Annotated in this window: 23 protein-coding genes, 1 tRNA gene and 1 pseudogene; 11 read left to right on the top strand and 14 right to left on the bottom strand. The window is 49.8% G+C overall.

Annotation, left to right across the window (positions count from 1 at the left end):
• The first annotated feature begins 1 nt into the window (after window position 1).
• The 5 genes from SAQUA_RS14770 to rmf all read left to right on the top strand — a co-directional run bounded on the left by SAQUA_RS14770 (window position 2) and on the right by rmf (window position 6,051).
• Window positions 2–1,906, top strand: coding sequence for an ABC transporter ATP-binding protein (locus SAQUA_RS14770; RefSeq protein WP_380676990.1), 1,905 nt, complete (start codon window positions 2–4; stop codon window positions 1,904–1,906).
• A gap of 77 nt (window positions 1,907–1,983) precedes the next feature.
• Window positions 1,984–3,300: a membrane integrity-associated transporter subunit PqiA gene (gene pqiA, locus SAQUA_RS14765; protein WP_380676992.1), complete on the top strand. Its 1,317-nt coding sequence runs from the start codon at window positions 1,984–1,986 to the stop codon at window positions 3,298–3,300.
• Window positions 3,287–4,933, top strand: a complete 1,647-nt coding sequence (gene pqiB, locus SAQUA_RS14760) for an intermembrane transport protein PqiB (protein ID WP_380676994.1) — start codon at window positions 3,287–3,289, stop codon at window positions 4,931–4,933. Before pqiA ends, pqiB begins: the two co-directional genes overlap by 14 nt.
• A complete protein-coding gene (gene pqiC, locus SAQUA_RS14755) occupies window positions 4,930–5,487 on the top strand; it encodes a membrane integrity-associated transporter subunit PqiC (RefSeq protein WP_380676996.1) in 558 nt (185 codons plus the stop codon). The genes pqiB and pqiC overlap by 4 nt, the downstream gene beginning before the upstream one ends.
• 396 nt (window positions 5,488–5,883) lie before the next feature.
• Complete coding sequence (gene rmf / locus SAQUA_RS14750; RefSeq protein WP_317695921.1) at window positions 5,884–6,051, top strand: ribosome modulation factor; 168 nt, start codon at window positions 5,884–5,886, stop codon at window positions 6,049–6,051.
• Between the two features lie 66 nt (window positions 6,052–6,117).
• On the opposite strand, the gene fabF is transcribed toward rmf, so the two are convergent.
• From fabF to SAQUA_RS14735, 3 genes are all read right to left on the bottom strand, one after another.
• A complete protein-coding gene (gene fabF / locus SAQUA_RS14745; protein WP_380676999.1) occupies window positions 6,118–7,392 on the bottom strand; it encodes a beta-ketoacyl-ACP synthase II in 1,275 nt (424 codons plus the stop codon).
• A 223-nt stretch (window positions 7,393–7,615) separates the two neighbouring features.
• On the bottom strand, window positions 7,616–8,134 hold the full coding sequence (gene fabA / locus SAQUA_RS14740; protein WP_380677001.1) for a bifunctional 3-hydroxydecanoyl-ACP dehydratase/trans-2-decenoyl-ACP isomerase: 519 nt from the start codon (window positions 8,132–8,134) through the stop codon (window positions 7,616–7,618).
• A gap of 68 nt (window positions 8,135–8,202) precedes the next feature.
• Window positions 8,203–9,951: an AAA family ATPase gene (locus SAQUA_RS14735; protein ID WP_380677003.1), complete on the bottom strand. Its 1,749-nt coding sequence runs from the start codon at window positions 9,949–9,951 to the stop codon at window positions 8,203–8,205.
• A 209-nt stretch (window positions 9,952–10,160) separates the two neighbouring features.
• Between SAQUA_RS14735 and matP the strand changes: the two genes are divergently transcribed.
• Window positions 10,161–10,619 (top strand): macrodomain Ter protein MatP, encoded by a 459-nt coding sequence (gene matP, locus SAQUA_RS14730; protein WP_380677005.1) that lies wholly within the window; start codon window positions 10,161–10,163, stop codon window positions 10,617–10,619.
• A 64-nt stretch (window positions 10,620–10,683) separates the two neighbouring features.
• Here matP and ompA read toward each other — a convergent pair whose 3' ends face one another.
• Window positions 10,684–11,775: a porin OmpA gene (gene ompA / locus SAQUA_RS14725; RefSeq protein ID WP_380677007.1), complete on the bottom strand. Its 1,092-nt coding sequence runs from the start codon at window positions 11,773–11,775 to the stop codon at window positions 10,684–10,686.
• Window positions 11,776–12,134: 359 nt separating this feature from the next.
• Window positions 12,135–12,641, bottom strand: a complete 507-nt coding sequence (sulA, locus tag SAQUA_RS14720) for an SOS-induced cell division inhibitor SulA (protein ID WP_380677009.1) — start codon at window positions 12,639–12,641, stop codon at window positions 12,135–12,137.
• A gap of 233 nt (window positions 12,642–12,874) precedes the next feature.
• Here sulA and SAQUA_RS14715 point away from each other — a divergent pair, with 233 nt between their 5' ends.
• A complete protein-coding gene (locus SAQUA_RS14715; protein WP_380677011.1) occupies window positions 12,875–13,543 on the top strand; it encodes a TfoX/Sxy family DNA transformation protein in 669 nt (222 codons plus the stop codon).
• Here the strand turns inward: SAQUA_RS14715 and yccS are convergent.
• Window positions 13,540–15,675 (bottom strand): YccS family putative transporter, encoded by a 2,136-nt coding sequence (gene yccS / locus SAQUA_RS14710; RefSeq protein ID WP_380677013.1) that lies wholly within the window; start codon window positions 15,673–15,675, stop codon window positions 13,540–13,542. The two genes, SAQUA_RS14715 and yccS, sit on opposite strands and share 4 nt — an antisense overlap.
• Window positions 15,676–15,701: 26 nt before the next feature.
• A complete protein-coding gene (locus SAQUA_RS14705) occupies window positions 15,702–16,154 on the bottom strand; it encodes a YccF domain-containing protein (RefSeq protein WP_380677015.1) in 453 nt (150 codons plus the stop codon).
• 154 nt (window positions 16,155–16,308) lie between these two features.
• Between SAQUA_RS14705 and helD the strand changes: the two genes are divergently transcribed.
• A complete protein-coding gene (gene helD / locus SAQUA_RS14700; protein ID WP_380677017.1) occupies window positions 16,309–18,363 on the top strand; it encodes a DNA helicase IV in 2,055 nt (684 codons plus the stop codon).
• A gap of 31 nt (window positions 18,364–18,394) precedes the next feature.
• Here helD and SAQUA_RS14695 read toward each other — a convergent pair whose 3' ends face one another.
• A complete protein-coding gene (locus tag SAQUA_RS14695; RefSeq protein ID WP_380677019.1) occupies window positions 18,395–18,853 on the bottom strand; it encodes a methylglyoxal synthase in 459 nt (152 codons plus the stop codon).
• 126 nt (window positions 18,854–18,979) lie between these two features.
• Window positions 18,980–19,651, bottom strand: a complete 672-nt coding sequence (locus tag SAQUA_RS14690; RefSeq protein WP_380677021.1) for a DUF2057 family protein — start codon at window positions 19,649–19,651, stop codon at window positions 18,980–18,982.
• 210 nt (window positions 19,652–19,861) lie between these two features.
• Between SAQUA_RS14690 and SAQUA_RS14685 the strand changes: the two genes are divergently transcribed.
• The gene (locus tag SAQUA_RS14685; RefSeq protein ID WP_380677023.1) at window positions 19,862–20,275 is read left to right on the top strand and encodes a CoA-binding protein; all 414 of its coding nucleotides are present in this window, start codon (window positions 19,862–19,864) and stop codon (window positions 20,273–20,275) included.
• A gap of 62 nt (window positions 20,276–20,337) precedes the next feature.
• Here SAQUA_RS14685 and hspQ read toward each other — a convergent pair whose 3' ends face one another.
• The 3 genes and pseudogenes from hspQ to SAQUA_RS14670 form a co-directional block, all read right to left on the bottom strand.
• On the bottom strand, window positions 20,338–20,655 hold the full coding sequence (hspQ, locus tag SAQUA_RS14680) for a heat shock protein HspQ (protein ID WP_380677025.1): 318 nt from the start codon (window positions 20,653–20,655) through the stop codon (window positions 20,338–20,340).
• A gap of 60 nt (window positions 20,656–20,715) precedes the next feature.
• A complete protein-coding gene (rlmI, locus tag SAQUA_RS14675; protein WP_380677027.1) occupies window positions 20,716–21,900 on the bottom strand; it encodes a 23S rRNA (cytosine(1962)-C(5))-methyltransferase RlmI in 1,185 nt (394 codons plus the stop codon).
• A gap of 67 nt (window positions 21,901–21,967) precedes the next feature.
• Window positions 21,968–22,180, bottom strand: a pseudogene (locus SAQUA_RS14670) (tyrosine-type recombinase/integrase); the annotation flags it as partial.
• 529 nt (window positions 22,181–22,709) lie between these two features.
• Here SAQUA_RS14670 and yccX point away from each other — a divergent pair.
• Window positions 22,710–22,988: an acylphosphatase gene (yccX, locus tag SAQUA_RS14665; RefSeq protein ID WP_380677029.1), complete on the top strand. Its 279-nt coding sequence runs from the start codon at window positions 22,710–22,712 to the stop codon at window positions 22,986–22,988.
• A gap of 3 nt (window positions 22,989–22,991) precedes the next feature.
• On the opposite strand, the gene tusE is transcribed toward yccX, so the two are convergent.
• Both tusE and yccA read right to left on the bottom strand, forming a co-directional pair.
• Window positions 22,992–23,321, bottom strand: a complete 330-nt coding sequence (gene tusE / locus SAQUA_RS14660) for a sulfurtransferase TusE (RefSeq protein WP_380677031.1) — start codon at window positions 23,319–23,321, stop codon at window positions 22,992–22,994.
• 139 nt (window positions 23,322–23,460) lie between these two features.
• Window positions 23,461–24,120, bottom strand: a complete 660-nt coding sequence (gene yccA, locus SAQUA_RS14655; RefSeq protein ID WP_380677033.1) for an FtsH protease modulator YccA — start codon at window positions 24,118–24,120, stop codon at window positions 23,461–23,463.
• Window positions 24,121–24,348: 228 nt separating this feature from the next.
• On the opposite strand from yccA, the gene SAQUA_RS14650 reads away from it, so the two are divergent.
• Window positions 24,349–24,436, top strand: a tRNA-Ser gene (locus SAQUA_RS14650).
• The last annotated feature ends 67 nt before the right edge of the window (window positions 24,437–24,503 follow it).

The following is a 24,503-nucleotide window of genomic DNA, read 5'->3' as shown; positions in this document are numbered from 1 at the left end:
TATGTCGTTAATCAGCATGTCCGGGGCTTGGCTCTCTTTCAGCGATGCTCCCTTGTTAGACAACACCGAAATTCATATTGAAGACAATGAACGCGTCTGTCTGGTTGGGCGTAATGGGGCTGGTAAGTCCACATTACTGAAGATCCTCAGCAAAGAGATCCCGCTGGACGATGGGCGGATCATTTATGAGCAAGATCTGATTGTGGCCCGGTTGCAACAGGATCCCCCACGTAATATCGGTGGCACAGTCTTTGACTTTGTAGCTGAAGGTGTCGCTGAGCAGGCTGAGCACCTGAAGGCCTATCACGCGATCTCCCATCAGGTTGAACTGGACCCGAGTGAAAAGAATCTGGCGCGGATGGCGCAGGTGATGGAGATCCTCGATCACCAGGGGCTTTGGCAGCTTGACAGCCGTATCAGCGAAGTGCTGTTGCAGCTTGGTTTGAACGGTGATGCCGAGCTTTCCTCCCTTTCGGGTGGTTGGCTGCGTAAGGCTGCGTTGGGCCGTGCTTTGGTCAGTTCACCGCGAGTGCTATTGCTTGATGAGCCTACCAACCATTTGGATATCACGACTATCGATTGGCTGGAAGCCTTCCTGAAAGAGTTCCAAGGCAGCATCGTGTTTATTTCCCATGACCGCTCGTTTATCCGCAACATGGCAACCCGTATAGTCGATCTCGACCGGGGAAAGCTGGTGTCATGGCCTGGCAACTACGAGCTGTATCTGCAAAGTAAGGAAGAAGCACTGCGCGTGGAAGAACTGCAGAACGCCGAATTTGACCGCAAACTGGCGCAAGAGGAAGTCTGGATACGTCAGGGTATCAAAGCACGCCGCACGCGCAACGAAGGCCGTGTTCGCGCTCTGAAAGCGCTGCGTAACGAGCGCTCGCAGCGGCGTGAAGTGATGGGCACTGCCAAGATGCAGGTGGAAGAGGCGGTGCGCTCCGGTAAGATTGTCTTTGAAATGGAAGACGTCCATTACCAGATCGGCGACAAAGTTCTGGTGCGTGGTTTTAGTGCGCAGGTCCAGCGTGGCGATAAAATCGCCTTGGTCGGTCCAAACGGTTGCGGGAAAACCACGCTGCTGAAATTGATGCTCGGTCAGTTGAAAGCCGACAGCGGGCGTGTTCACTGCGGCACCAAGCTGGAGGTAGCCTATTTTGACCAGCACCGTGCTGAGCTGGATCCGGAACGGACAGTGATGGACAACTTGGCAGAAGGTAAACAGGAAGTGATGGTCAATGGCCGTTCACGCCATGTGTTGGGTTATCTGCAGGATTTCCTGTTCCATCCAAAACGGGCAATGACGCCGGTGAAAGCTTTGTCAGGCGGGGAACGTAACCGCTTGTTATTAGCCAAACTATTCCTGAAGCCAAGCAATTTACTGATCCTCGATGAACCCACCAACGACTTGGATGTCGAAACGCTGGAATTATTGGAGGAAATGATCGATAGCTATCAAGGTACTGTGCTGTTGGTCAGCCACGACCGGCAGTTCGTTGATAACTCGGTAACGGAATGTTGGATATTTGAGGGGAATGGAGTGATAGACACCTATGTCGGTGGCTATTACGATGCACACCACCAGCGTGCAACCGCCAAGCCCATTCGCCAGGTAGCCAATACCCCAGCTAAATCTGCGGTGGAAAAAAAGGTTGAACCGCCTAAGAAAGCGGCTGCCAAGTTGAGTTATAACCTACTGCGTGAATTGGAGCAGTTGCCGCAGCGCCTCGAGCAGTTGGAGGCTGAAATCGAGAGCTTACAGGCGCAGGTAAGCGATGGGGGCTTTTTCTCCCGCCCGCATAGCGAAACACAGCAGGTCCTCACCGACCTTGCAGCAGCAGAGCAAGCACTCGAAGAAGCTTTTGCTCGTTGGGAAGAATTGGAAGCAATGAAAAACGGCTGATCGGTTGAATTTTTGCCCGCACGCTGCTGCGGGCAAATGTTGCTGTGTGCTGATGAGAGAAGTTGTTAAGGAAGAAAATGGTGTGTTCCCACGAAAGCCACAAGCAGCACAGTCATCCAATTGATGACGCTCGGCAACAGGATAACCTGATGCTTTGCCCGCAATGCGATATGTTAGTGACTCTGCCTGCCCTGGCGTTTGGTACTAAGGCTGTCTGCCCGCGTTGTAAAACCACACTCAGTGCCCGTTGGGATGAACCACGTAAACGGCCGATAGGGTATGCACTAAGCGCCTTATTTATGCTGTTGCTGGCGAATATATTCCCGTTTATCAATATGCGGGTTGCGGGTATTGCAAACCAGATAGAACTGCTGCAAATCCCTCGAGTGATGGTGGCAGAAAACTATGCCAGCATGGCCACGCTGTTCATGGTGCTGGTGCAACTGATCCCGGCGTTTTGTATGCTGGCTATCATTCTGCTGTGCGCCAGAGCGCGTATGCCGTTGAAATTGAAAGTCTGGATAGCCAAGGTACTGTTCCGGTTCAAAACCTGGTGTATGGTGGAAATTTTCCTCGCTGGCGTGCTGGTCAGTTTCGTCAAACTGATGGCCTATGGTGATATTGGTATTGGCTCCAGCTTTATCCCTTTTTGCCTGTTTTGCCTGTTGCAAGTACGCGCTTTCCAGTGCGTCGATCGCCGTTGGTTGTGGCAGGATATTGAGTCAGCCCCCCGTATTGATCAACCGTTACAGGCTGGTATAACAGGGGCGCAGCAGGGGCTGCGTTCTTGCTCATGTTGCACCGCCATATTACCTGCTAGGCAAGTTCACTGCCCGCGTTGCCATACCAAAGGGCACTCCCGTCGCCATAACAGTCTGCAGTGGACACTCGCGTTGTTGATGACTTCGGTTATTTTGTATATCCCAACCATGCTGATGCCAATCATGATCACTGAAGCTTTGGGTAACAAAATGCCATCCAGCGTGATGGCTGGCGTGATACTGCTTTGGGGGGAAGGGGCTTACCCCATCGCCATGGTGATTTTTATTGCCAGCGTGATGGTACCTACCCTTAAAATGCTGGCTATTGGCTGGTTATGTGTTTATGCAAATGGCAGAGAAAAGGCCAAAGCTGACAGCGAGCGTATGCACTTTATTTATGAGGCGGTGGAGTTTGTTGGCCGCTGGTCAATGATCGATGTGTTTGTTATTGCCGTACTTTCGGCGTTGGTACGTATGGGACAATTGATGAGTATTTATCCTGCCATCGGCGCTCTGCTGTTCGCCATGGTGGTCATCCTTACCATGTTTGCAGCCATGACGTTCGATCCCCGATTAATTTGGGATCGCGTAAATGAAACAATGAAAAAGGAACCGCAAAGTGACGGAAAGTAACGACAATATCGCGGATGTTGAAAAGATCAAACGCTGGTCGCCGGTGTGGATTATTCCCATCGTGACAGTGCTGATTGGTGCCTGGATCCTGTTTTATCACTTCAGCCATCAGGGGCCTGAAGTGACGTTGGTCACAACGACAGCAGAGGGGCTTGAAGCGGGTAAAACCAAAATCAAAAGCCGCAGCGTGGATGTGGGAACGGTAGAAAGCGTTACCTTGAGTGAAGATTTAAGCAAAGTGCTGGTGCAGGCTCGCCTCAACGACGGCATGGACAAGCTGCTGCGCGAGGATTCCGCCTTCTGGGTGGTGAAACCGCAGATTGGCCGCGAAGGGATCTCTGGGTTGGGAACCTTGCTTTCTGGTGCCTATATCGAACTGCAGCCAGGTAACAAAGGCAAGGAAGGGAGAGATAATTTCCAATTGCTTGATTCCCCACCGTTGGCCTCTCCGGACGCCAAAGGGCTACGCATCTTGCTGGACAGTGATAAATCAGGTCAGTTGAATGCTGGCGATCCGGTGCTGTTCCGCGGTTATCGCGTCGGTTCAGTAGAAACCAGTTATTTTGACGCCAAATTGCGCGCCATGCGCTATCAACTGTTCATTACCGCTCCTTACGATCAGTTGGTTACCAGCAATGTACGCTTCTGGAAAGATAGCGGAGTCTCATTTGACATGTCTGCACAGGGTATGCGTGTGGAAATGGGCTCACTGACAACCTTGTTTAGCGGCGGCGTCAGTTTTGAGGTCCCTGAAGGCTGGGAACGTGGTGAACAGGTCAAAAATAAGGCCGAGTTTGAGCTGTACGATAGCCAGCGCAACATTCAGGATTCCCTGTATACCGAGCATACCGATTACCTGGTGTTCTTCTCTGACTCGATTCGCGGCTTACAACCCGGGGCACCGGTTGAATTCCGTGGCATTCGTCTTGGCACCGTTGGGCAGGTACCTTTCTTTAAAGAAGGGATGCGGCAGAAACTGGATAACGATTATCGTATTCCTGTGCTTATACGTATTGAACCAGACCGCTTTAGCCAGCAGTTGGGTAAAAACTTTAATATTGAACAGCATCTTAAAGACGCGGAGTCTCGTGGTCTGCGTGCCTCGCTGAAATCTGGCAACCTGCTGACTGGTGCGCTGTACATCGATCTGGATTTCTATCCGCAAGATAAGTCCTTGCCGGGGCCGCGTGAGCTGTTCGGCTATCCGGTCTTGCCAAGCACCAGTAGTGGTTTGGCGCAGATCCAGCAGAAGCTGATGCAGACGTTGGATAAGATCAATTCAATGCCGTTGAATCCAATGCTTGAAGAAGCAACCAAAACGTTGACTGAAAGCAAGAAAACCATGCAGGCTACGCAGCAAACCTTGCAGTCGCTGAATGACATCATTGCCAGCAAAGAGATGAAAGCATTGCCTGCGGATATGCAGAAAACGCTGCAAGAACTCAATCGAAGCATGAAAGGGTTCCAGCCCGGTTCACCGGCCTACAACAAAATGGTGGCCGATATGCAGCGTCTTGACCAGGTGCTGCGTGAACTGCAACCGGTGCTACGCACGTTGAATGACAAGAGTAATGCCCTGGTATTCGAAGCCGCGGGCAGTGACGATCCTCAGCCCAAGAAGGCCAAAAAATGAAGAAATGGCTCCCGATAGCCCTGGTAATGTTACTGAGTGCTTGCAGCAGCACGCCAAGCAAGACTTACTACCAGCTACCCGCATTGGGTACACCGGTTCAGGTAAATGGAACCCCAGCGTCTCGTCAGCTGTGGCTAGAGCATGTCAGCGTTGCTGATTTCCTTGCCCAGAGTGGCGTGGTTTATCAGACTAATGATGTGCAGTTTGTGACTGCACAAAATAATCTGTGGGCCAGCCCTTTGGATCAGCAACTGCAGCAGACGCTGGTGACTAACCTCGGCAGTGCGTTACCGGGGTGGGTAGTGTCATCACAACCGATGAGCAGCGATCAGGACGTACTCAATGTTACCGTCAGCGGCTTCCATGGTCGCCATGATGGTAAAGCGATCATTCAGGGGGAATGGGTGTTGAGTCGTCAGGGTGCTCTGATTAAGCGGCCATTCAATCTGGAATTAAAGCAGGGTGAGGATGGCTATGATGCGTTAGTCAGAACGCTGGCCCAAGGCTGGCAGCAGGAAGCGCAGGAGATCGCCAGCCAGGCTGCTCGCCTTTAAATCATATACTCTAAATAATTCGAGTTGCATGTAGGCGGCAAGACCGAGAGTCGCCAGGAGCATAGCCCACTATGTGACTGGTGCGAGCGGACGCAGCTAACACCCATGGAACTTGAAGAATGACGAGTATAGCTTGTATCAAAATAATCTAACCATTTCCCGGCAAGGAATATAAAAACCCCTTGCCGGGATTTTTTTAATACTTATCATCATCTTAAGATTGTTTCAGACTTATCAGTCAGTTAGCTTTTTTGCCGGACATAGCTCACAAATATGGCACTTGTGTGAAATCCGTTTATTGATCTTCCCGGCTTTTAGAGCTATTGCTTTAAGGTGGCTGTTTATAAAACGGTCATTGTTTTCTTTCCGCCAGAGTAAAAATGAGGGAAACGAGGCATGAAAAGACAGAAAAGAGATCGTCTGGAGCGGGCTCAATCACGTGGTTACCAAGCAGGTATTGCAGGGCGTTCGAGGGAGATTTGTCCCTATCAATCTTTAGATGCACGGGCTAACTGGCTGGGAGGGTGGCGAAAAGCCATGGAAGACAGGGCTGTGACCGCTTAAGCGGCTCTCTGTCATCAGTAAGGAATAACCTCCGCCACGGCGGAGGTTTTAGTTTCAAACTTTGAATTATTCCTGCCAGTGTTTCAGTAAAATACTCGCGTTAACCCCACCAAAGCCAAAACCGTTCGACAATGCATAGGTTATTGCCATTGGCTCGGCCTTATTTGCCACCAGATGCAAACCTGCAGCAGCAGGATCTGGATTGTCCAGATTCAAGGTCGCTGGTGCAATTTGGTCACGCAGAGCCAAGGCGGTAAAAATGGTCTCTAACCCCCCAGCAGCCCCTAGCAGGTGGCCAGTTGCTGATTTGGTTGAGGTAACGGCAATACCACCATCGGTGCCGAATAGATGCTTGATGGCATTGATCTCTCCCAGATCGCCTACCGGAGTTGATGTGGCATGTGCATTCAGGTGTTGGACCTGATCGGGGCTCACCCCAGCTTGTTTAAGCGCAATCTTCATGGCCCGATACGCACCATCACCATCCTCTGCACCTGAAGTCATGTGGTAAGCGTCCGCACTGGTGCCGTAACCAACAATTTCTGCCAGTGGCTTAGCGCCTCTTGCCAATGCATGCTCCAATTCCTCGATAACCAGCATACCGGCACCTTCACCCATAACAAACCCATCACGGGCGCTATCGAATGGACGTGAAGCCTTGCTAGCTGCATCGGCAGCGGCTGTTGACATCGCTCGCGCTGCGGCAAAACCACCCAGACTGACGGTATCAATTGCGGCTTCTGCGCCACCACACAGAGCGATGTCTGCTTCATCGTTACGGATCATCCGCACAGCATCGCCAATAGCTTGTACGCCCGCTGCACATGCGGTGACAGGTGCGCCAATCGGACCCTTAAAGTGATGCTTGATAGAGACATGCCCTGCAGCCAGATTCACCAGAAATGAGGGGATGGTAAATGGGGAAAGCCGTTTAGTGCCTCGGCTGTCAGTAGTTCGCACTGCATGGGCAATGGCAGGGAAACCACCGATGCCAGATGCAATAACGGTAGCAGTTCGTTCCTGTTTATCTTCCGTATCGGCGATCCAGCCTGCCTGCTGAATAGCTTCATCGGCAGCGGCCATTGCCAGCAGAATAAAACGGTCCATCTTTTTCTGGTCTTTCGGCGCGACAGAAACATCAGGGTTAAAACCCGCTTCGGGATCCTGCTCTAAAGTGGGTACTTGCCCACCGATTTTGATCTGTAAATCTGCAACTATCTGCTCTGGGAGTGGACGGATACCTGATTGGCCGGCTAATAAACGTTGCCATATCGCTCCTACGCCGCAACCTAAAGGAGAAACGGCACCCATACCAGTAATAACTATACGACGACTGCTCATTATTATTCCTTTGATGATTTGTTGATTAAGGCGTAATGACTCTTTATTTGAAAGGCGTAACGTAACAGGCCTTCTCCAGCGTCGAAGCTAGGTGACTAGCAATAGCGTCAGGCTTGGCCCCTCTGTTGCATATGAGAGCCGCTGGCGGTCATTTGGGTGTACGCAGGGTTGGGGGCCATGTGGAGCCAGCGATAGTGCAACTGGCTCCATTCAATGCCTAGGCTTAGAAAGCTTCGGTATCCTTGAAAAGACCCACTTTCAGATCGCTGGCGGTGTAGATAACTTTGCCATCGACCAGTACTTCACCATCGGCAACGCCCATGATCAGCTTACGCGTGATCACGCGTTTAAAATTGATACGGTAGGTTACTTTCTTGGCGGTTGGCAGTACCTGACCGGTGAACTTCACTTCACCCACGCCAAGCGCACGGCCTTTACCTTCACCACCCAACCAGCCCAGGTAGAAACCAACCAATTGCCACATGGCATCCAACCCCAGGCAGCCTGGCATGACAGGATCACCAATAAAGTGGCAGCCGAAGAACCACAGGTCTGGGTGGATATCGAGTTCAGCCTCGACATAGCCTTTATTATGGCTACCCCCGTCAACGGTCATTTTGACCACGCGGTCCATCATTAACATGTTACCTGCTGGCAACGGTGGGCCACCAGCGCCGAACAACTCGCCGCGGCCAGATGCCTCAAGGTCTTCTTTCGTATAGGATTCGCGTTTCTCTACCATGTTCTCAGTAAGCCTTATTTTAATGAATGACGCAGTCTAGCTTACACGTGTACGCTGAACAAGTCCGATCAGCCGTGGTTGAACCAGCTGAGCCAACGTAATGGCCAAGGCCACTGACGACGTTCTTGTGGGTTCACTTGTGCTATCCGCTCTTGGATCGCAGCCAGCAAGCTTGGCTGCTGTTCATCGGAATACGGGTATCCGGTTAATAATGGTAAGGCCTCTGCCACGCTGTCTACCGCCCATAAATGGAATTGACCTTCGCGTACCGCCTCGACAACATCTGCGCGTAGGCAAAGATGACGTACGTTGCTGGCTGGCATGATGACCCCTTGTTTTCCCGTCAGGCCTCTACGAATGCAGACTTCGAAGAAACCTTCGATTTTCTCGTTCACCCCCCCGATTGGCTGAACATTACCAAATTGGTCAACGGAACCCGTCACAGCGATTTGCTGAGTGATCGGTTGCTGTGACAGCGCGCTGATCAGTGCACAAAGTTCTGCCAGCGAGGCACTGTCTCCGTCAACTTCTCCATACGATTGCTCGAAAACGATCGAAGCGGAGAAGGGGAGTTGCTGATCGAGTTCCAACTCGGAAATCAGAAAAGCCTGCATTATCATCATGCCTTTAGCATGCAGGTTTCCCCCTAATTCGGCTTTGCGTTCAACGTCGGTAAACTCGCCGTCACCGAGATGAACCACACAGCTGATCCGTGATGGCTCCCCAAAACTGCGTGGATGCCCAGGATAATCCAGTACTGAAAGACCGTTGATCTGACCGATAACCTCGCCTTCGGTTTCTATCATCAGTTGACCAAGCTCGATCTCATCCTGCATCCGTTCGGCTAAATAGCTTTCACGCCATTCACGGGCATTCAGCGCTGCTTCCAACGCTTTCGCAGTGATTTGCTCTTCTTCAGCATATAAAGCGGCTTCAGAGAGTTGCTGGCTGACCCATAGCGGTGACAACGGCAAGTTACCCTGATCGCCGGTATAGCGCACGGCCTGAACCATCAGAGGTTGCCAGGCGTCGCTGGCCAGAGGAGGCAATTGTTGCTCGGCAATCACGGCATTAATGTAGCTGCACCATTGCGCCATGTCGTCTTGCTCGGTGAGTTGCAAGTCATCCTCGTACTCGCCGTAGATAGCCAGTTCACTCAGCTCCGGTTCGATATCGTGGAAGTCGGCAAGGCCATGACGATCGCCTATTACAATCAGGCGTAATTCCAGCGGCATAGGTGGAATGTAAACCGGTAGCGGTCGGGTTTCATCTGGCGTGAACCATTGGAATTGGCGCTGAATGATCATTTGCTTAAGACGCAGCCACAATAATGGCTGTGCCAATAAGGCACGTGCGGACAGGATCAGTACACCGCCGTTAGCCTGGTGGATAAGACCAGGTTGCAGGGTAATTTCGCCATTACGGGTCCTGACGCAACCGAACAATTGTTCTGGCTCAATCCACTCTTGGTAAATACAAGCTCCGCCAGCAGCAAAAGGTTCATCACCGCGAGTAGCGGCCTTAAGGCTGACTTTGTCTGTTTCGATCACATAGTGACTGCCCTTAATCGAATTTTGTGGTTGCAACTGCTCTACAGCTCGGGCTATCAACGCCAGGAACTCATGTGTTTCCTGCGCTTTCAACAGCATAAACCGTGGCTGAGACTGCGGATGCAAAAACAGCGTCAGTGTGTTCTCCAAGCGGGGCTGGATTGCTGAAAAGGCAATGGGAGCCAGTTGAGCAGCGGAATCAAAAATCGCCTGATAAGGCGTAGCGGCAGGCAACAGAGATTGCCATTCAAGTCGGTTATTGGTCAAAGTGTTAGATGCAATCGTCAAAAAGGGAAAGCGCGATTATACAAGAATAACGCCAGCTTGATACACACTGAGTCAATGTTGATGACTGGGAGTTTGACTCGGAACCCGGATTGTCTAAAAAACAGCCTATAGTTGGTCTCAAATGCTGGGGAAAGTCTATGCAAAACTGTTATGCTTACTAAAGTTACGCGGTCACAGAAGAGTTCACGATGAAATATCAGCAACTGGAAAATCTGGAAAGCGGTTGGAAATGGACGTACCTGGTGAAAAAGTTCCGGGAAGGTGAATCTATCACTCGCTACATTGAAAATAGCGCCGCTCAAGAAGCTGTTGATGAGCTGCTGAAACTGGAGAATGAGCCGGTCAGAGTATTAGCGTGGATTAATGAGCATATGGATCCAGCGTTGGAAAACCGGATGAAGCAGACCATCCGTGCCCGGCGTAAACGTCATTTTAACGCTGAGCATCAACACACACGCAAGAAATCTATCGATCTTGAGTACCTGGTTTGGCAACGTCTGGCTGCATTGGCACATCGCCGCGGTATAACGCTATCGGAAACGGTTGTACAACTGATTGAAGATGCCGAACACAAAGAGAAATATGCTAGTCAGATGTCGTCGCTGAAACAGGATCTAAAAGCGATCCTTGGCCAGGAAAGCGACTAGCGAAACCAAATGATAAGCAAAAAAAACCCCGCAATGCGGGGTTTTTGCTGACCATCAGAAGATGTTACTGAGCCGCTGCAGGCTGAGATACAACTTCTTTGATGCCACGCACTTCGATCTCTACGCGACGATCTGGTGCCAGGCAAGCGATCTGTGCTGGGGTAGCACGGCCAGAACGGTAACCACAAGAGTCGCCGGTAACTGGGTTAGCTTTGCCCATGCCACGTGCAGAAATCTTGTCTGAAGGAATACCTTTAGAAACCAGGTAGTCAACAACGCTTTGTGCACGCTGCTCAGACAGACGCTGGTTGAATTCAGCAGAACCTACTGCATCGGTGAAACCAACAACGACTACTGAACCGTCTTTCGGATCCAGTGAGCTCAGCTGTGAATACAGTTGATCCAGAGCCTGTTGACCTTCTGGTTTCAGCGTAGATTTACCGAAGTTGAACAGAACGTCAGAAGTCAGAGTGAACTTCTTGGTCTCAACAACTGGAGCTGGTGCCGGAGTTGGTGCAACAACTGGAGCTGCAACTTCATCCTGGCCAAAGCGGTAAGAAACACCCACGCTCAGCATGGCGTTATCTGGACGAGCACCAACGGTACCTTTGTCACCGATGTTGTTGGTCCACTGATAATCCAAACGTGTTGCAATGTTTTGGGTCAGTGCATATTCAACACCTACCGCTGCCAATGGAGAAACGCCGGTATCGTGAGCGCTTCTACGCTCATCGGTTGCACCGTAGTGGGCATTGGAGTCTGCACGCCACACCATACCACCCAGACGAGTGTAAACATCCAGATCATCCATTACTGGATAGCTCAGTTTGGTGGTCAGTTGAACGCCTTGAGCTTTAAAAGCACCATTGTTCACGCTGCCTTTATAAGGCATACGGCCAAGCCAGTCATACCCCATTTCAAAACCGAGGTATTGGTTTGCCTGATAACCTACATACGCACCTGCACCCAGTTGGGTTCTGTGGGTAGGGCCGTTACCGATGGTGTTGTTAAAGCCATTACCGTCAAATCCGGTATCATAATACTTGGACCAGCCTAGTTTTGCGCCGGTGTACCATGTGTCATCTTTTGGGGCGGCTTGCGCTACGGTAGCGAAACCAGCCAGTGCCACTGCTAATGCGATAGCTGTCTTTTTCATTTTGCGCCTCGTTATCATCCAAATAGGCAATGAGCTTTAAAGCTGTATTAAGCCCTTGGTTTAAATTCCTTCGTCAAGGTTTGAGCCCTCGTCTGTTACTTTGCCAGTTTTTCTGACGTTATAGGGCAACCTTGGCGAGCTAAAGTCTACAACGTGGAGCGAAAGTTACAAGTGTGATGTGATAAAGCTCTAAAAAAAAACATTGAATTGGACATATCTTCTAACATATTGGCGGGGAAAGTGAGACTGGCCCATGCTTGATAACTGATACGGGGCCGCGTCAGTACTCGCTTTGTGTACCTTCCCCCAGTGGGGAAGGTACTGGGGGGAACGGCTGTTGAGATTAGTCTTAAAATTAGTCAATGATACAAAGACGTGTGAATTTTTATGGTTGAACAGTGTCCGCGTGAGGTCGCAACGTCTTGTTGCGGGCGCATAATGAAGCCATAAGCGTTACCCAGTTCAGCCGCCCGACTTAATTTCAGGCGATCCTGTTCAGTAAGTTCAGGCAGCCAGCCAAGCACGACGCTGTAATTCCCCGTCAGTAAAGCCCGCTCCATTGCATCTACAGTGGCCATTGGGTCGATCTGATTGAGTTGTACTACCTTGTGGACTGGAAGCTCAGCCTGTTCAAGCCAGGATTTGCTGAGTTTTTGCTGCGGCGTCAGCCATAACAACCACCGAGATTGCATACCTAGCTGCCGTAATAGAGGCACCAGCAATTGGGCTACTGCGGGTTGCTGATCGTTGTAAACAAGTTCACTGATGAGGCCATTCTTCTTGCTTTCTTTAGAGGTTTCAACAAACTGCCCAGTTACCGGAGAAGCCAGACTGAAATGGGTTTGGTAAAGTGATTGTGTACGCATGTAGTATCCCACCCGTAGTATTGCTGTATGTATATACAGTATATCCATCGAAACAGAAGATCAACCCAAATTTTCGTGATGCTTCGCATAATTGAGATCATTTTTTATACGTCTTAATTTTGTGATTGGCACCGATAGCAATTATGCGTATTTTCCTTAATTAGTTGTTCCCGTTACGTTTATTCCATAGGTGAATGTAATTAACAGTCGTTATAGATATAAAGGAGAGCTAAATGAAAGGAGGATCCGCAAGGAGAATCGAACAGGCAAAAACCTTTTTTGCCGCGTTAGGAAAGATTGAAACGCGCTCACAATTTGGTGGCTATGGATTGTTGGCAGACGGCACGATGTTTGCCGTTGTTGCCGAGGGGGAGTTGTACTTACGCGCTACTGAGAGTCTTGAACCAGTATTCCGAGAACGTGGGATGGCGAATATGACTTATCTGAAGCGCGGTGTGCCAATGACTATGAGGTATTACCGGGTGGACGAACAATTATGGTCAGAGCGCCAGGTTTTATCTGCACTCGCGTTGCAGGCGGTGCGTGAGGCTCGTAGAGAAATAAAGGTGAAAAAACGCAGTAAAGGCAGGTTGAAAGACCTGCCAAATATAGATGCATCATTGGAGCGCTTTCTATGGCGTGCAGGCATACAGAATATCTATGACCTACGCTTATCGGGTGCTAGAAAAACCTATCTGAAATTGCTGGAACAACACAAAGGTCTTGGTATCAAAGTTCTGATGTCGCTTGCCGGAGCGATGGCAGGATATCACCATGCCGCATTACCCATGCCACGACGAAATGAGCTGGCTGAGTGGTTCGCAGAAACCATAGTCATGTTGCCTGCCGGCTTTGAAGTAAGAACGGACAAAAAGGTTTTTATTCAACATATCAATGATTAATGCGAGCCACCTATTTGTGCATTGAGAACTGTCAACTCAGGTAACAGTTCGAGCACTAAGCCAATTTGCTGCAACACCAGTTGTTCTTTGCTTTCGGGTTCAGGAATCAGCGATTTAATTCTTTCAGATAGAGTCTCAAGAGTTTGAGCAATGCGCAGTTGATCCTGTTTTTCATGGTGTAATGCATCGTCAACAAAGCATACCGCGTCATTCAACAAATCAAGTACGGCAGAGTTTTTCAGGCGTTCGCGATGTGCTCCGAGTGCTGAAATATAGCTAAGCAGGATGTGGTTAAGGCATAACAGGCGGAACGCAGCTTCCTGAATGGTTTTGTCTGCTTTCGGATCCACAGACATGTTAGAGATTACTGAGGCCAGTTCACCATCACAGTTATGCGCGTCGCGGCGTGCAATACGGTAGGGTAAGCCGTTATCTTTACCCTGATGGTATTGCACCATGATCGCATCAAGGTAACGGCAATTAGCATTTAGCGTTTTACGAACAATGTCGGGTAACTGACGAAACTGCCAATCTGGCCAGATAAAGCTTACCGCCGCCCAGGCGATGGCGCATCCCAACAGGGTATCGTAGACGCGTGGTGCAGCAACTTCGAACCCTTCCCCCAGCAGGTTAAAGCACAGTAAGACCAAGAGGGTAATAAACATTGTAGCATGGGCATATTGCACAGTCCGGAAGGCAAAAAAGAGCACCCCGGAGATGACAATCAGTACCATTTGCCCTTCCAGAGAAGGCACGAAGTAAAGTATCGGCAGACCGACCAAAATACCCGCCAGGGTCCCGATAACTCGCAATGCCAAGCGCCGGCGCGTCGCGTTGTAGTTAGGTTGGCAGACAAACAGGCTGGTCAGCAGGATCCAAAAACCGTGCTGCATACCGGTAAGCTGAATGAAGGCATAGCCTACGCATAAGACCACTGACATACGGATTGCATGGCGGAACAGGGCCGACTTAGGGGTCAGATGACGGCTGATACGCAGGCGAATATCGCTCCAACCGGTGATCCGGTCATCTGAAAGCGCATTTTCCTCCAGTTGCCCGCTAGCTAAAGTCTGCTCTGACTCTATGTTGGCTAATTGGGCGTCAATCGCCCGCAAATTCTTCAGTAGGTGAGAAAGTGCTTTGGCTAGATCACGATTCTCGGCTGTTAAGGTAACTTGGGCCAACGCTTCTTCTATGCGGCTGAAGGCAGGCTCAAAACGTGCGTTGTGCAGGTATTTCTGACGTAACAGAATCGATTGAGCCAGTTGTTGGCAGGCACGCGCCTGCAAGGTTAACAGGCGCTGAAAGCGGAACAGAATATCGCTGTGACGGAATTGTTGGCTGAGAGCCTGGTACTGGACATGGGAGGAACTGGCACGCTCATGGATATCTTGAGCCACAAAATAGTATTGCAGCGCCCTACGAGTGCCTCGCTGCCCTCTATCACCCTTCAGGCGGGTTAGCAGCGAGGTTTTGGTTTGGTTAAGCGTGGTGACCAGCGTGCTGTTCGCCATAGCGACATCCATCCAGGGGAGATCGGTATCGTGCTCGGCATCGGGGTCGAACAGATTGGCTTTGGCATCCAGATAACCTGCCAACTGCTGATAGCAACGTGCAAGGTTTTCCTGCAATGGCTTGATGGGAAAGAGCAGGTGACCGAACAGTGTCAGCAGATTGTACCAGACAGCACCGATAATCAGCAGGATAGGTTGCTGATACCAGGTGCTATACATTGAAGTGCCCAACATGGTGTAGACGGCAATCAACAGGGCACCGAAGGCGATAGTGGCGTAACGTTGCCCCAACGCACCTAACAGGATAAAAATGCAGGTTGAGGTGGTCAGCCCAAAGGCAAATAGCCAAGGATATGGAAACAATAATTCAATGGATGCCGAGGCAACAAAAAAACAAATTAGCGTAATCAGCAGGTTACGTAATCGGCCAGCTAATCGGTCGTCCAGGTTGGCCAGCGCGGCAGCAACAACACCCAGTGTGAGCGGGATGGTCAGTTTAGGGATCCCTAACCACCAAGGTACCGCAGCGGCTCCTGCCAGCGCGATGAAGATCTGCAGATTGTAAAGCAGGTTACTATTGTAGATATATCGCCGAATTGCCGGTGCAAAAGAAAGCACAAAAAACTCCCGAAATGGAGAATAAATTAACGTTTCTGATATTGGCGACGTGCATTTTCTGTACGCGCCAGTTGCGCCATTTCAACGGAAACAACGCGTCGTCCAACAGGCCAGAGTGCGATGGCTGCAATCTTGAAATTGGTGATGCCGACAGGAATACCAATGATGGTAATACACTGGGCAATCCCTGCAATGATGTGTGACAAGCATAACCACCAGCCAAACAGCAGGAACCAGATAATGTTCAGCAAAGACCCCCCAGTTGCCATTAGGGCATTGCTTTTTTCCGGGTAAAGCTCATCCACATGGATAGCCTCGTTGCCGAATGGCAAAAAGGAAAGTTTAGTGATCTCCCAGCAAGAGCGAGTCAGTGGCAAGGTAAAAATCAGTACAATGCTCACCAATGTCGCAACCAGCCAACCTAATGTGGTGAAAAAACCGCCAAGCACGAAGTTAAGAATATTTAATACTGTACGCATAGCCGTCATTCTGCCCTGTTGGTGACCAAAACATGGAGTGGTATTAACAAGTATAATACTGAAACTATTCTACCCTTTTTTTAACGCTAGAGTGCCACTGCTTATCGCGGGTAAACTGGTAATAACAATCTCAACCTCTTCATGGCGTGAGCATATGGAACTTAAAGCAACATCGCTGGGTAAACACCTGGCACAGCACCCTTATAACCGCGTGCGGTTGTTGCATGCAGGCGTTGAGGTAAGCGGCGAAAAGCATGAATACCTTATCCCTTTCAATCAGCTAATCCAGGTACGGTGCAAACGGGGCATTGTGTGGGGGGAGCTTGAGTTTGAGTTGCCGGATGAGAAAGTGGTTCGGTTGCATGGCACCGAATGGCAGGAAACGCAGCGCTTTTATCATCATCTGCAGCAATCCTGGCAGCAGTGGAGTGCTGAGATGAGTGAGATCAGTGCTGGGGTTTTGCAACAGCAGGTGGAGCAGATCCAGCGTATCGAGCAGCAGGACAAATGGTTTAAGCGCAGTGAGTTGGGCAAACTACAGCAGCAGATCCGCCAGTCGTTTGAGGCTCTGCCTATGCCTTTGGCACGGCTGGATGAATTTGAACAGTGTCGCGACAGTTATCATTTATGTCTACAGTGGTTACAGCATGGGCAACATAGTGTATCGCTGCGCAATATGCGCTGGAGCGAGCACATACTGAAAGCCCACCAGGATTTTTTCCAAACAATTGAAACCTCGCCGTTGAATAAATCGCAAAGTCTGGCTGTGGTGAATGGCGAAGATACCGTATTGGTTCTCGCGGGTGCTGGCAGTGGTAAAACATCGGTGCTGGTTGCCCGCGCAGGATGGCTCTTGCATCGGCAAGAAGCTGAGCCAGGCCAAATTTTACTGCTGGCATTTGGGCGCAAAGCGGCTGAAGAAATGAATGAACGCATTCAGACGCGGTTGGGGAACGAAGCCATCAAGGCTAAAACCTTCCATGCGCTGGCGTTGCAGATTATTCAGGAAGGTAGCCGCAAAGTACCCGGTATCAGCAAACTGGAAACTGACAGTAACGCGCGCCGTACGTTGCTAATAAAAAACTGGCAACAGCAATGCGGTGAGAAAAAAGCCCATGCCAAAGGTTGGCGCCAATGGCTAACCGAAGAGCTTGAATGGGAACTTCCCGAAGGCGATTTCTGGCGCGATCCACGATTGGCTGAGCGTTTGAGTACCCGTCTTGAGCGCTGGTTAGGCTTGATGAGAACACATGGTGGCAGCCAGGCCGAAATGATTGAACAGGCTGATGAGGAAATCCGCGATCTGTTCACTAAACGTATCCGTTTGATGGCACCGTTGCTGAAAGCCTGGAAAACGGCATTGAAAGATGAAGGAGCTGTTGACTTTGCTGGCCTGATCCATCAAGCGGTAAATATTTTGGAGAAAGGGCGCTTTATAAGTCCGTGGAAGCACATTCTGGTGGACGAATTTCAGGATATTTCACCGCAGCGCGCGCAATTACTGGCAGCACTACGTAAACAGAACAAGCAGACTAGCCTCTTTGCCGTGGGCGATGATTGGCAAGCTATTTATCGTTTCAGTGGCGCCGAACTGTCGCTGACTACCGCCTTCAGAGAGAACTTTGGCGAGGGTGCTCAATGTGCGCTGGATACCACTTACCGTTTTAACGATCGCATCGGCGAGATTGCCAATAACTTTGTGCAACAAAATCCGCACCAACTGAAAAAACCGCTAAACAGCCTGACTAAAGGCAATAAAAAGTCGGTGGTAATTCTGCCGCAGGAGCAACTGGAAGCCTTGCTCGATAAGATAAGTGGTTATGCAAAACCGGAAGAGCGGATTTTAGTACTGGCACGCTATCACCACCTTAAGCCGGGATCATTAAAAAAGGCGGCGACGCGCTGGCCGAAGCTTGATATCGAATTTATGACGATTCATGCCAGCAAAGGGCAGCAGGCGGAATACGTTATTATTGTCGGGTTATTCGATGGTAACGACGGGTTCCCGGCATCCGCTCGCGAGTCTGTGCTTGAGGATGTGTTACTGCCGCAACAGGAGGATTTCCCTGATGCAGAAGAAAGGCGCTTACTGTATGTAGCACTGACGCGCGCCAGACATCAGGTTTGGTTACTGCAGGATCGCGAATGTCCTTCGGTGTTTGTTGAGCAATTGCAGAATATCGGCGTACCTTTACAGCGAAAACCTTGACTGGCAGGCCTGCCAGTCAAGGCCTTAGCCATTATTTCAGGCGCTCGGCAAGGTACTGCTCGTAATCGGGAATAGTGATCTCAACTTCGCGCTTGAACAGCGACGAGTCGATGAGAAAGTCAGCGGTAGAGCGGTTTGTCGCCACCGGGATATTCCATACGGTTGCCAGGCGCAGCAATGCTTTTACATCGGGATCGTGTGGTACGGCGTTTAGCGGATCCCAGAAGAAGAGCAGCATATCGATCTTGCCTTCGGAAATCAGCGCACCCACTTGCTGATCGCCCCCCATCGGGCCGCTTAGCATGCTCTGAACCGGTATCCCGCTAGCCCGCTGGATCAGATTGCCGGTAGTGCCAGTAGCGTAAAGCTGATGTTGGGCAAGTAAGTCTTTGTTGTCTAGAACCCATTCCAGCAAGGCTTGTTTACGGTGATCGTGGGCAACCAGCGCGATATGCTTGCGCGAAGCGATGGTGCGGGTGGTCTGTTTCATTACATTATCCTCGGCAAATCAAATGATTTGCCACAGATTACTGAAACTACATTTTACTGCCTAGCGTTAGCACTGGAAAATGCGAAGAAAACACGCCTTTATCGGGATCTCTAGGCGTGTAATCGCCTAGCGAGTCTGGCGTTTGTTAGCCCAGTTGATGAAACGTTTTTGCGTCTCACGATCGGCACGTAGGAACCAGTATTGCAACATCTGTTCCGAAACGTTTTCACCTTTTAATGTGATCACTTTTTGGCTTGTCGTTTTGTTTTCGGGCTGGGCAGCGAGAGCACTGATGCTCAGATGTGCTAACGCAGGGACTGAGGCTTTGCGATTAAGACCATTATAATCTGCTATGAACCTTTCCAGCTTGCTATCATCGGGTAGCGATTTCACCGGTAATACATCACTTTTTATCGCCAAAGCCTTACTATTTGCATCAAGAACTCTATAATTCGGCTCCTCGTCAAAATGCTTACCGTCACGAACACTCTCGAGTCGGGGCAGCTCAATAGTCACTGAACTGACGTTCTGGCTATCGAAGACCACAATCAGCGGTGAGGAAACATAGGGGACTTGAGTTTGTGGATCTTTTCGCACGGACTTTGTGACTTTAAACATCAATTGATGCTGCCCGGCGTCCAGTTCCAGGCTATCGGCGCCTTTAAGCAACGAACCTGTCATTCTCTTGCCATCGACCATCATCAAATCGATGTCCGGGGAGAGTTTAAGCGTCGTAGCCGTTGCCGATAAGCTCAACGAGAGACAGAGTAGCCCCGCAACCACCAGATTAAATTTCATCGTTACTTCCTTCTCGTGGGGCATTGTTATCAGTGCAAGTGATCGCACTTGGGGCATCAATTTTTCATCAAGGCCTCTCATTTACATTTGTACATATTTTAAAAACATTTGAAACATAAATGCAAGGGTTGTGTCCCAATAAGGACACCAGGTAGGAAGCGTTCGGTTACACTGAGAAAGACGCGTTATCTATGAGCACAGGAGACAAAGATGCAAGATCATGAAATTTCTGACGTTCTGAAGCAGGTCAAAACCATCGCGCTGGTGGGAGCAAGTGATAATCCAGGCCGCCCTAGCTATGGGGTTATGGCCTACCTGTTAGCGCAAGGTTACCAAGTGACGCCGGTGAGCCCGAAACTTGCTGGGCAGAAACTACTTGGCCAGACGGTTTATGCCAAATTGGCAGACATTCCACATTCTGTCGATATGGTAGATGTGTTCCGTAATTCCGAGGCGGCATTAGGCGTGGCACAGGAAGCAATAGCGATTGCTGCCAAGGTGTTGTGGCTACAAATTGGGGTGTTCAATGAACAGGCCGCAGTATTGGCAAGGGATGCCAATATGAAAGTTATCATGGATCGCTGCCCGAAAATCGAGATCCCACGATTGGGGCTCGAACACTGATTAAATAAGCAAAGGGCTTAGCCACATGCCAAGCCCTTCGGTGGTTTCTCAGGTTGAGCAGCTTAGTTGCGCAGACGTGGTGCCTGCAACTGCTGGCGAATAGACTCCGCCAGTTCGTCCAGCGATGGCTGTTCTGGATGCGCCTCCTGGGGCTCACTTGCCAGTTGCGCTTCCGCCAGATAAGTGTGAACTGGTTGACCCGCCTCATCTTCCATCACCACGTGATACCAGGGAGCGAGTCGTAACGCGTCATTTGCCCCAATTTCGTCCGCTTTTGGTTGTTCCAGCGAGTACTCTGGGTCGATATCAATAACAACACCCAAATACCCTAGCAGTTTATGACGAACCTGCTGTCCGATACCGAATTTGCTGGCAATCATGATGACCTCCTGAGAAACAGTGCCTACTCTCGATATGAGGGCAAAACAGCGTATTTCAAGTTACATCACCCGACACGCAAAACCTTTCAAATATAAACCCTCAGGATAAGTCGCGATAACCGGATGGTCAGCAGCCTGTCGGAACTGCTCTATAAATTGTACATCACACCCGGCATCTACAGCGGCATCGGCCAAAATTTTCTGGAACAAATCGGTTGGCATCAGGCCTGAGCAGGAGAAACTGAGCAGAATTCCGCCGGGGTTAAGCAGTTGTATCGCTAACATATTAATGTCTTTGTAACCGCGGCAGGCACTGGCCAACTGATTCTTGTTTTCAACAAACTTGGGAGGATCCATAATGATTAAGTCGAATTTTTCACCTTGCGCGCGGTAGTTACGCAGCAGTTGGAATACGTCATCACGGATAAATTCGGCTTTGCTCAGATCTAATTGGTTCAGTTCGATGTTCTGCTTGGCGATATCTAACGCGGCCTGCGAAGTATCCACGCTAATGACTTGCTTACAACCGCCCATCAAAGCTGAAACTGCGAAAGCGCCGGTATAGGAGAAACAGTTCAGGACGCGGCGGCCAGCAGAATAGTGGCGTGCGGCAAGGCGACTGTCGCGCTGGTCGAGATAGAAGCCCGTCTTGTGACCGTGTTCAATATCTACCAGCAGTTTCATACCGTGTTCGGTGATCGGCAGTAGGGCAGGAGGCAAATTGCCAAGAACCGGGCCCTGTGCCAACGGCAACCCTTCTTTCTTGCGCACTGAAACGTCAGAACGATCATAGATAGCACAGTCGGGATAGCAGTGTTGCAACGCCGAGAGCAGTGCGGCACGTTGGTATTCAGCCCCTGCAGAGAGTAACTGTAGAACCAGGAAGTTTTGGAAGCGGTCGATGGTGATCCCCGGCATGCCGTCAGATTCCCCGGCAATCAGACGATAGCTGTCCAAACCGTCACGTTTCGCCAACCAGTCACGCCAATTTTGGGCCTGCTGCAGGCGGCGAATAAAGAACGCTATGTCGATCTCTTCGTCCTGCTGGAAGCTCCAGACACGGGCACGAATTTGTGATTCTGGTGAATAGGCACCACGCGCCAACCATTTCCCCTGGCTGTCGTGGATATCAATGGTTTCACCAGAAAGAACTTTGCCTTCAATACGTTGAACAGCACCAGAGAAGACCCATGGGTGGCGACGGAGTAAGGACTTTTCACGTCCTTTGGCGAGAAACAAGCGCATAATTTTTACCGTTTAAAATCAATCATTTAAAACTAACAGGTCACTATTAGTCACTATTAGGTCATAATTACAGGGGTAGTTCCATCCACTCGCTACCCCTTGAGTCTTGGTAACGAGCTGTCATTTCTGCAGATTTATGCCCAAGAAGCCGCTGGGCAAACTTCCCCCCGCGCAATTCAGTATGCAGTCGAGCGGAAAGGCTTCTAATCTCATGGAATGATGGCGGATCACCCGCCCACGACAAGCCAAACAGTTTACGCGATTTCATGAAATAATCCGACCATTGTTCCTTCCACTGCTCAAGTAGGCCATGCGAGTTGGATCGCTCTATTGCAACTTAACCGTATCAGGTTTGTTTAGCTAACCTGTGATACTAAGTACCGCGGACTTTCATGTGAGAAGAAGGGAACATAAGCCAACCAAGCGTTGCAGTGATAACTGCTGCCAAAGAGTCTTACAAAACTAGAAAGGCGGCTCCTATTTTTTAACCGCTTACTGGTTTATCAGGCCTAAAAGGAAAACGCATGACATTGCTTAAATATATAATTATTTCAATTATTTGCTTAATATCCTCGCTATTTTTCTACGCAAAGGCAAAGGAAGTTTTTTGCCAAGAAGTATCATTTTATCTTGACCCAACGCTCAAGTGCGGAACTCTTGAGTGGTGATAGGTTATTGAAACAGATTGCGATAGATAGAATCGTATTTGCTGCGGCCATAATTAGGTATGCTACCAAACAGAGAATAAAGGTGACGCTCTGAGCCTATGTGCAGAAAATATCATCAGTAAAATCAAAGAGTAGCGGAATATGACACAGGTTTGTACTGTCGCGTACGTTTATGGTGTAGTGCAGGGCGTTGGGTTTCGCTATAACACCCAGCATAAAGCAACGGCGTTAGGGGTGACGGGGTATGCCCGCAACTTGGACGATGGCAGTGTAGAAGTACTTGCCTGCGGTGAGCAAGAGGCAGTTGATCGTTTAGTTGAATGGCTAAAGGAGGGTGGGCCCCGCAGTGCACGCGTTGACCGCGTGCTGGTAGAACCGCGGGGACCGGCAGAGCATAAAGGATTCAGTATCCGCTACTAGCGGTTAAATACATTTGACCGGTTTTGGCAGCCCGGCAATTTTCGTTGCCTGCTTGGCTGGGCCTTTGGGAAACAGACGATACAGATATCGGCTATTGCCTTTCTCTTCGCCATACTTTTGTGCCATTGCTTTTACCAACATTCGAATGGCCGGTGATGTATTAAACTCCTGATAGAAAGCACGTACAAATTTCACAACTTCCCAGTGTGCTTCGCTGAGTTCAATCTCTTCTTGAGCTGCCAGCAAAGGTGCCAATCCTTCGTGCCAATCGGCACTGTTTTTCAGATAGCCCTGAGCATCGGTCTCGATGGTCTGCCCTTCAAACTCCAACATATTGCCTCGATAACGGGTAATTCATTGCAGGCAGTAGTTTAGCAAACTTTTATCCAGGCAAAAATAAAGCACCTTAATCAGTTGATGTTCAACTTTTGGGGTGCATTTTATTTACGTCTGTGAGTTGTTAGCCTAGAAATCAGTTGCTGCGGGCGAAGCCCAGAATACTCAACAGGCTGATAAACATATTGTACAGGGACACATACAGGCTGACGGTTGCACGGATATAGTTGGTTTCACCACCATGAATGATGTTACTGGTTTCCCACAGAATCGCACCAGCAGAGAACAGTATAAACAGTGCGCTAATTGCCAGATGCAACGCCGGGATCTGCAGGAACAGGTTGGCGATAACGGCGACCAGCAGAACGACAAAACCGGCCATCATCATTCCGGACAGGAAAGACATGTCCTTACGAGTGGTAAGCACATAGGCTGAACAGCAGAAGAAGACAACGGCTGTTCCTCCCAGAGCCACCATAATCAGATCGCCAGCACCGGCATTAAGGAATGAGCTCAGGATTGGGCCGAGGGCATAGCCCATAAAACCTGTGAAAGCGAAAGCAGCCAGAATACCGGCAGGGCTATTTGCCAACTTATGCGTCAGGAACATCAGCCCATAGAAACCGACCAGCATCAACAACAACCCTGGCGCAGGCAGGCCCAGCATGGTACTGGCTGTAGCTGTCAATGCAGAGAAGGCCAATGTCAGTGAAAGCAGGAAATAGGTATTACGCAATACTTTGTGTGTACTTAGTAACGAGTCACGCGAAGTGGATGAGACGACAATGCGGTCCATAATGATCTCTCTTATCAGGTCATCACAATAATGATCATGATGATAGGCAGCATAGTGATTTGATTAAAGATTGTTTACCAATCTTTACCCTATGAGATGATTGCATAATTGGTAAACATCATTCGGTGTTTTCTTCAGCGAATGGTTGCTGTGTGCCTGTTTTTCGCTCGGTTGAACAGTTTCAGGCTTTACAAGCGGATCGGCTGTGTTTATAGTTCGCTTCGTTGCGGAGGGGTGGCCGAGTGGCTGAAGGCAACGGTCTTGAAAACCGTCGACGGGAAACCGTTCCAGAGTTCGAATCTCTGCTCCTCCGCCATTTCTTCCTTGATGTTGTTTATTCAGGTTTTTTTCCCCAAGAATTCCAATTGCTACACACAGATGTT

This window comes from Serratia aquatilis (assembly GCF_044865145.1).
GTDB lineage: Bacteria > Pseudomonadota > Gammaproteobacteria > Enterobacterales > Enterobacteriaceae > Chania > Chania aquatilis.
The sequence above is the reverse complement of the archived record's forward strand: the minus strand, read 5'-3'. Positions and strand labels throughout refer to the sequence as shown.

Bases quoted from the DNA above. Each gene is read 5' to 3' on its own strand.
- SAQUA_RS14770 (WP_380676990.1), top strand. From the start codon at position 2: ATGTCGTTAATCAGCATGTCCGGGGCTTGGCTCTCTTTCAGCGATGCT.
- pqiA (WP_380676992.1), top strand. From the start codon at position 1,984: ATGGTGTGTTCCCACGAAAGCCACAAGCAGCACAGTCATCCAATTGAT.
- pqiC (WP_380676996.1), top strand. From the start codon at position 4,930: ATGAAGAAATGGCTCCCGATAGCCCTGGTAATGTTACTGAGTGCTTGC.
- rmf (WP_317695921.1), top strand. From the start codon at position 5,884: ATGAAAAGACAGAAAAGAGATCGTCTGGAGCGGGCTCAATCACGTGGT.
- fabF (WP_380676999.1), bottom strand. From the start codon at position 7,392: ATGAGCAGTCGTCGTATAGTTATTACTGGTATGGGTGCCGTTTCTCCT.
- fabA (WP_380677001.1), bottom strand. From the start codon at position 8,134: ATGGTAGAGAAACGCGAATCCTATACGAAAGAAGACCTTGAGGCATCT.
- matP (WP_380677005.1), top strand. From the start codon at position 10,161: ATGAAATATCAGCAACTGGAAAATCTGGAAAGCGGTTGGAAATGGACG.
- ompA (WP_380677007.1), bottom strand. From the start codon at position 11,775: ATGAAAAAGACAGCTATCGCATTAGCAGTGGCACTGGCTGGTTTCGCT.
- sulA (WP_380677009.1), bottom strand. From the start codon at position 12,641: ATGCGTACACAATCACTTTACCAAACCCATTTCAGTCTGGCTTCTCCG.
- SAQUA_RS14715 (WP_380677011.1), top strand. From the start codon at position 12,875: ATGAAAGGAGGATCCGCAAGGAGAATCGAACAGGCAAAAACCTTTTTT.
- SAQUA_RS14705 (WP_380677015.1), bottom strand. From the start codon at position 16,154: ATGCGTACAGTATTAAATATTCTTAACTTCGTGCTTGGCGGTTTTTTC.
- helD (WP_380677017.1), top strand. From the start codon at position 16,309: ATGGAACTTAAAGCAACATCGCTGGGTAAACACCTGGCACAGCACCCT.
- SAQUA_RS14695 (WP_380677019.1), bottom strand. From the start codon at position 18,853: ATGAAACAGACCACCCGCACCATCGCTTCGCGCAAGCATATCGCGCTG.
- SAQUA_RS14690 (WP_380677021.1), bottom strand. From the start codon at position 19,651: ATGAAATTTAATCTGGTGGTTGCGGGGCTACTCTGTCTCTCGTTGAGC.
- SAQUA_RS14685 (WP_380677023.1), top strand. From the start codon at position 19,862: ATGCAAGATCATGAAATTTCTGACGTTCTGAAGCAGGTCAAAACCATC.
- hspQ (WP_380677025.1), bottom strand. From the start codon at position 20,655: ATGATTGCCAGCAAATTCGGTATCGGACAGCAGGTTCGTCATAAACTG.
- rlmI (WP_380677027.1), bottom strand. From the start codon at position 21,900: ATGCGCTTGTTTCTCGCCAAAGGACGTGAAAAGTCCTTACTCCGTCGC.
- yccX (WP_380677029.1), top strand. From the start codon at position 22,710: ATGACACAGGTTTGTACTGTCGCGTACGTTTATGGTGTAGTGCAGGGC.
- tusE (WP_380677031.1), bottom strand. From the start codon at position 23,321: ATGTTGGAGTTTGAAGGGCAGACCATCGAGACCGATGCTCAGGGCTAT.
- yccA (WP_380677033.1), bottom strand. From the start codon at position 24,120: ATGGACCGCATTGTCGTCTCATCCACTTCGCGTGACTCGTTACTAAGT.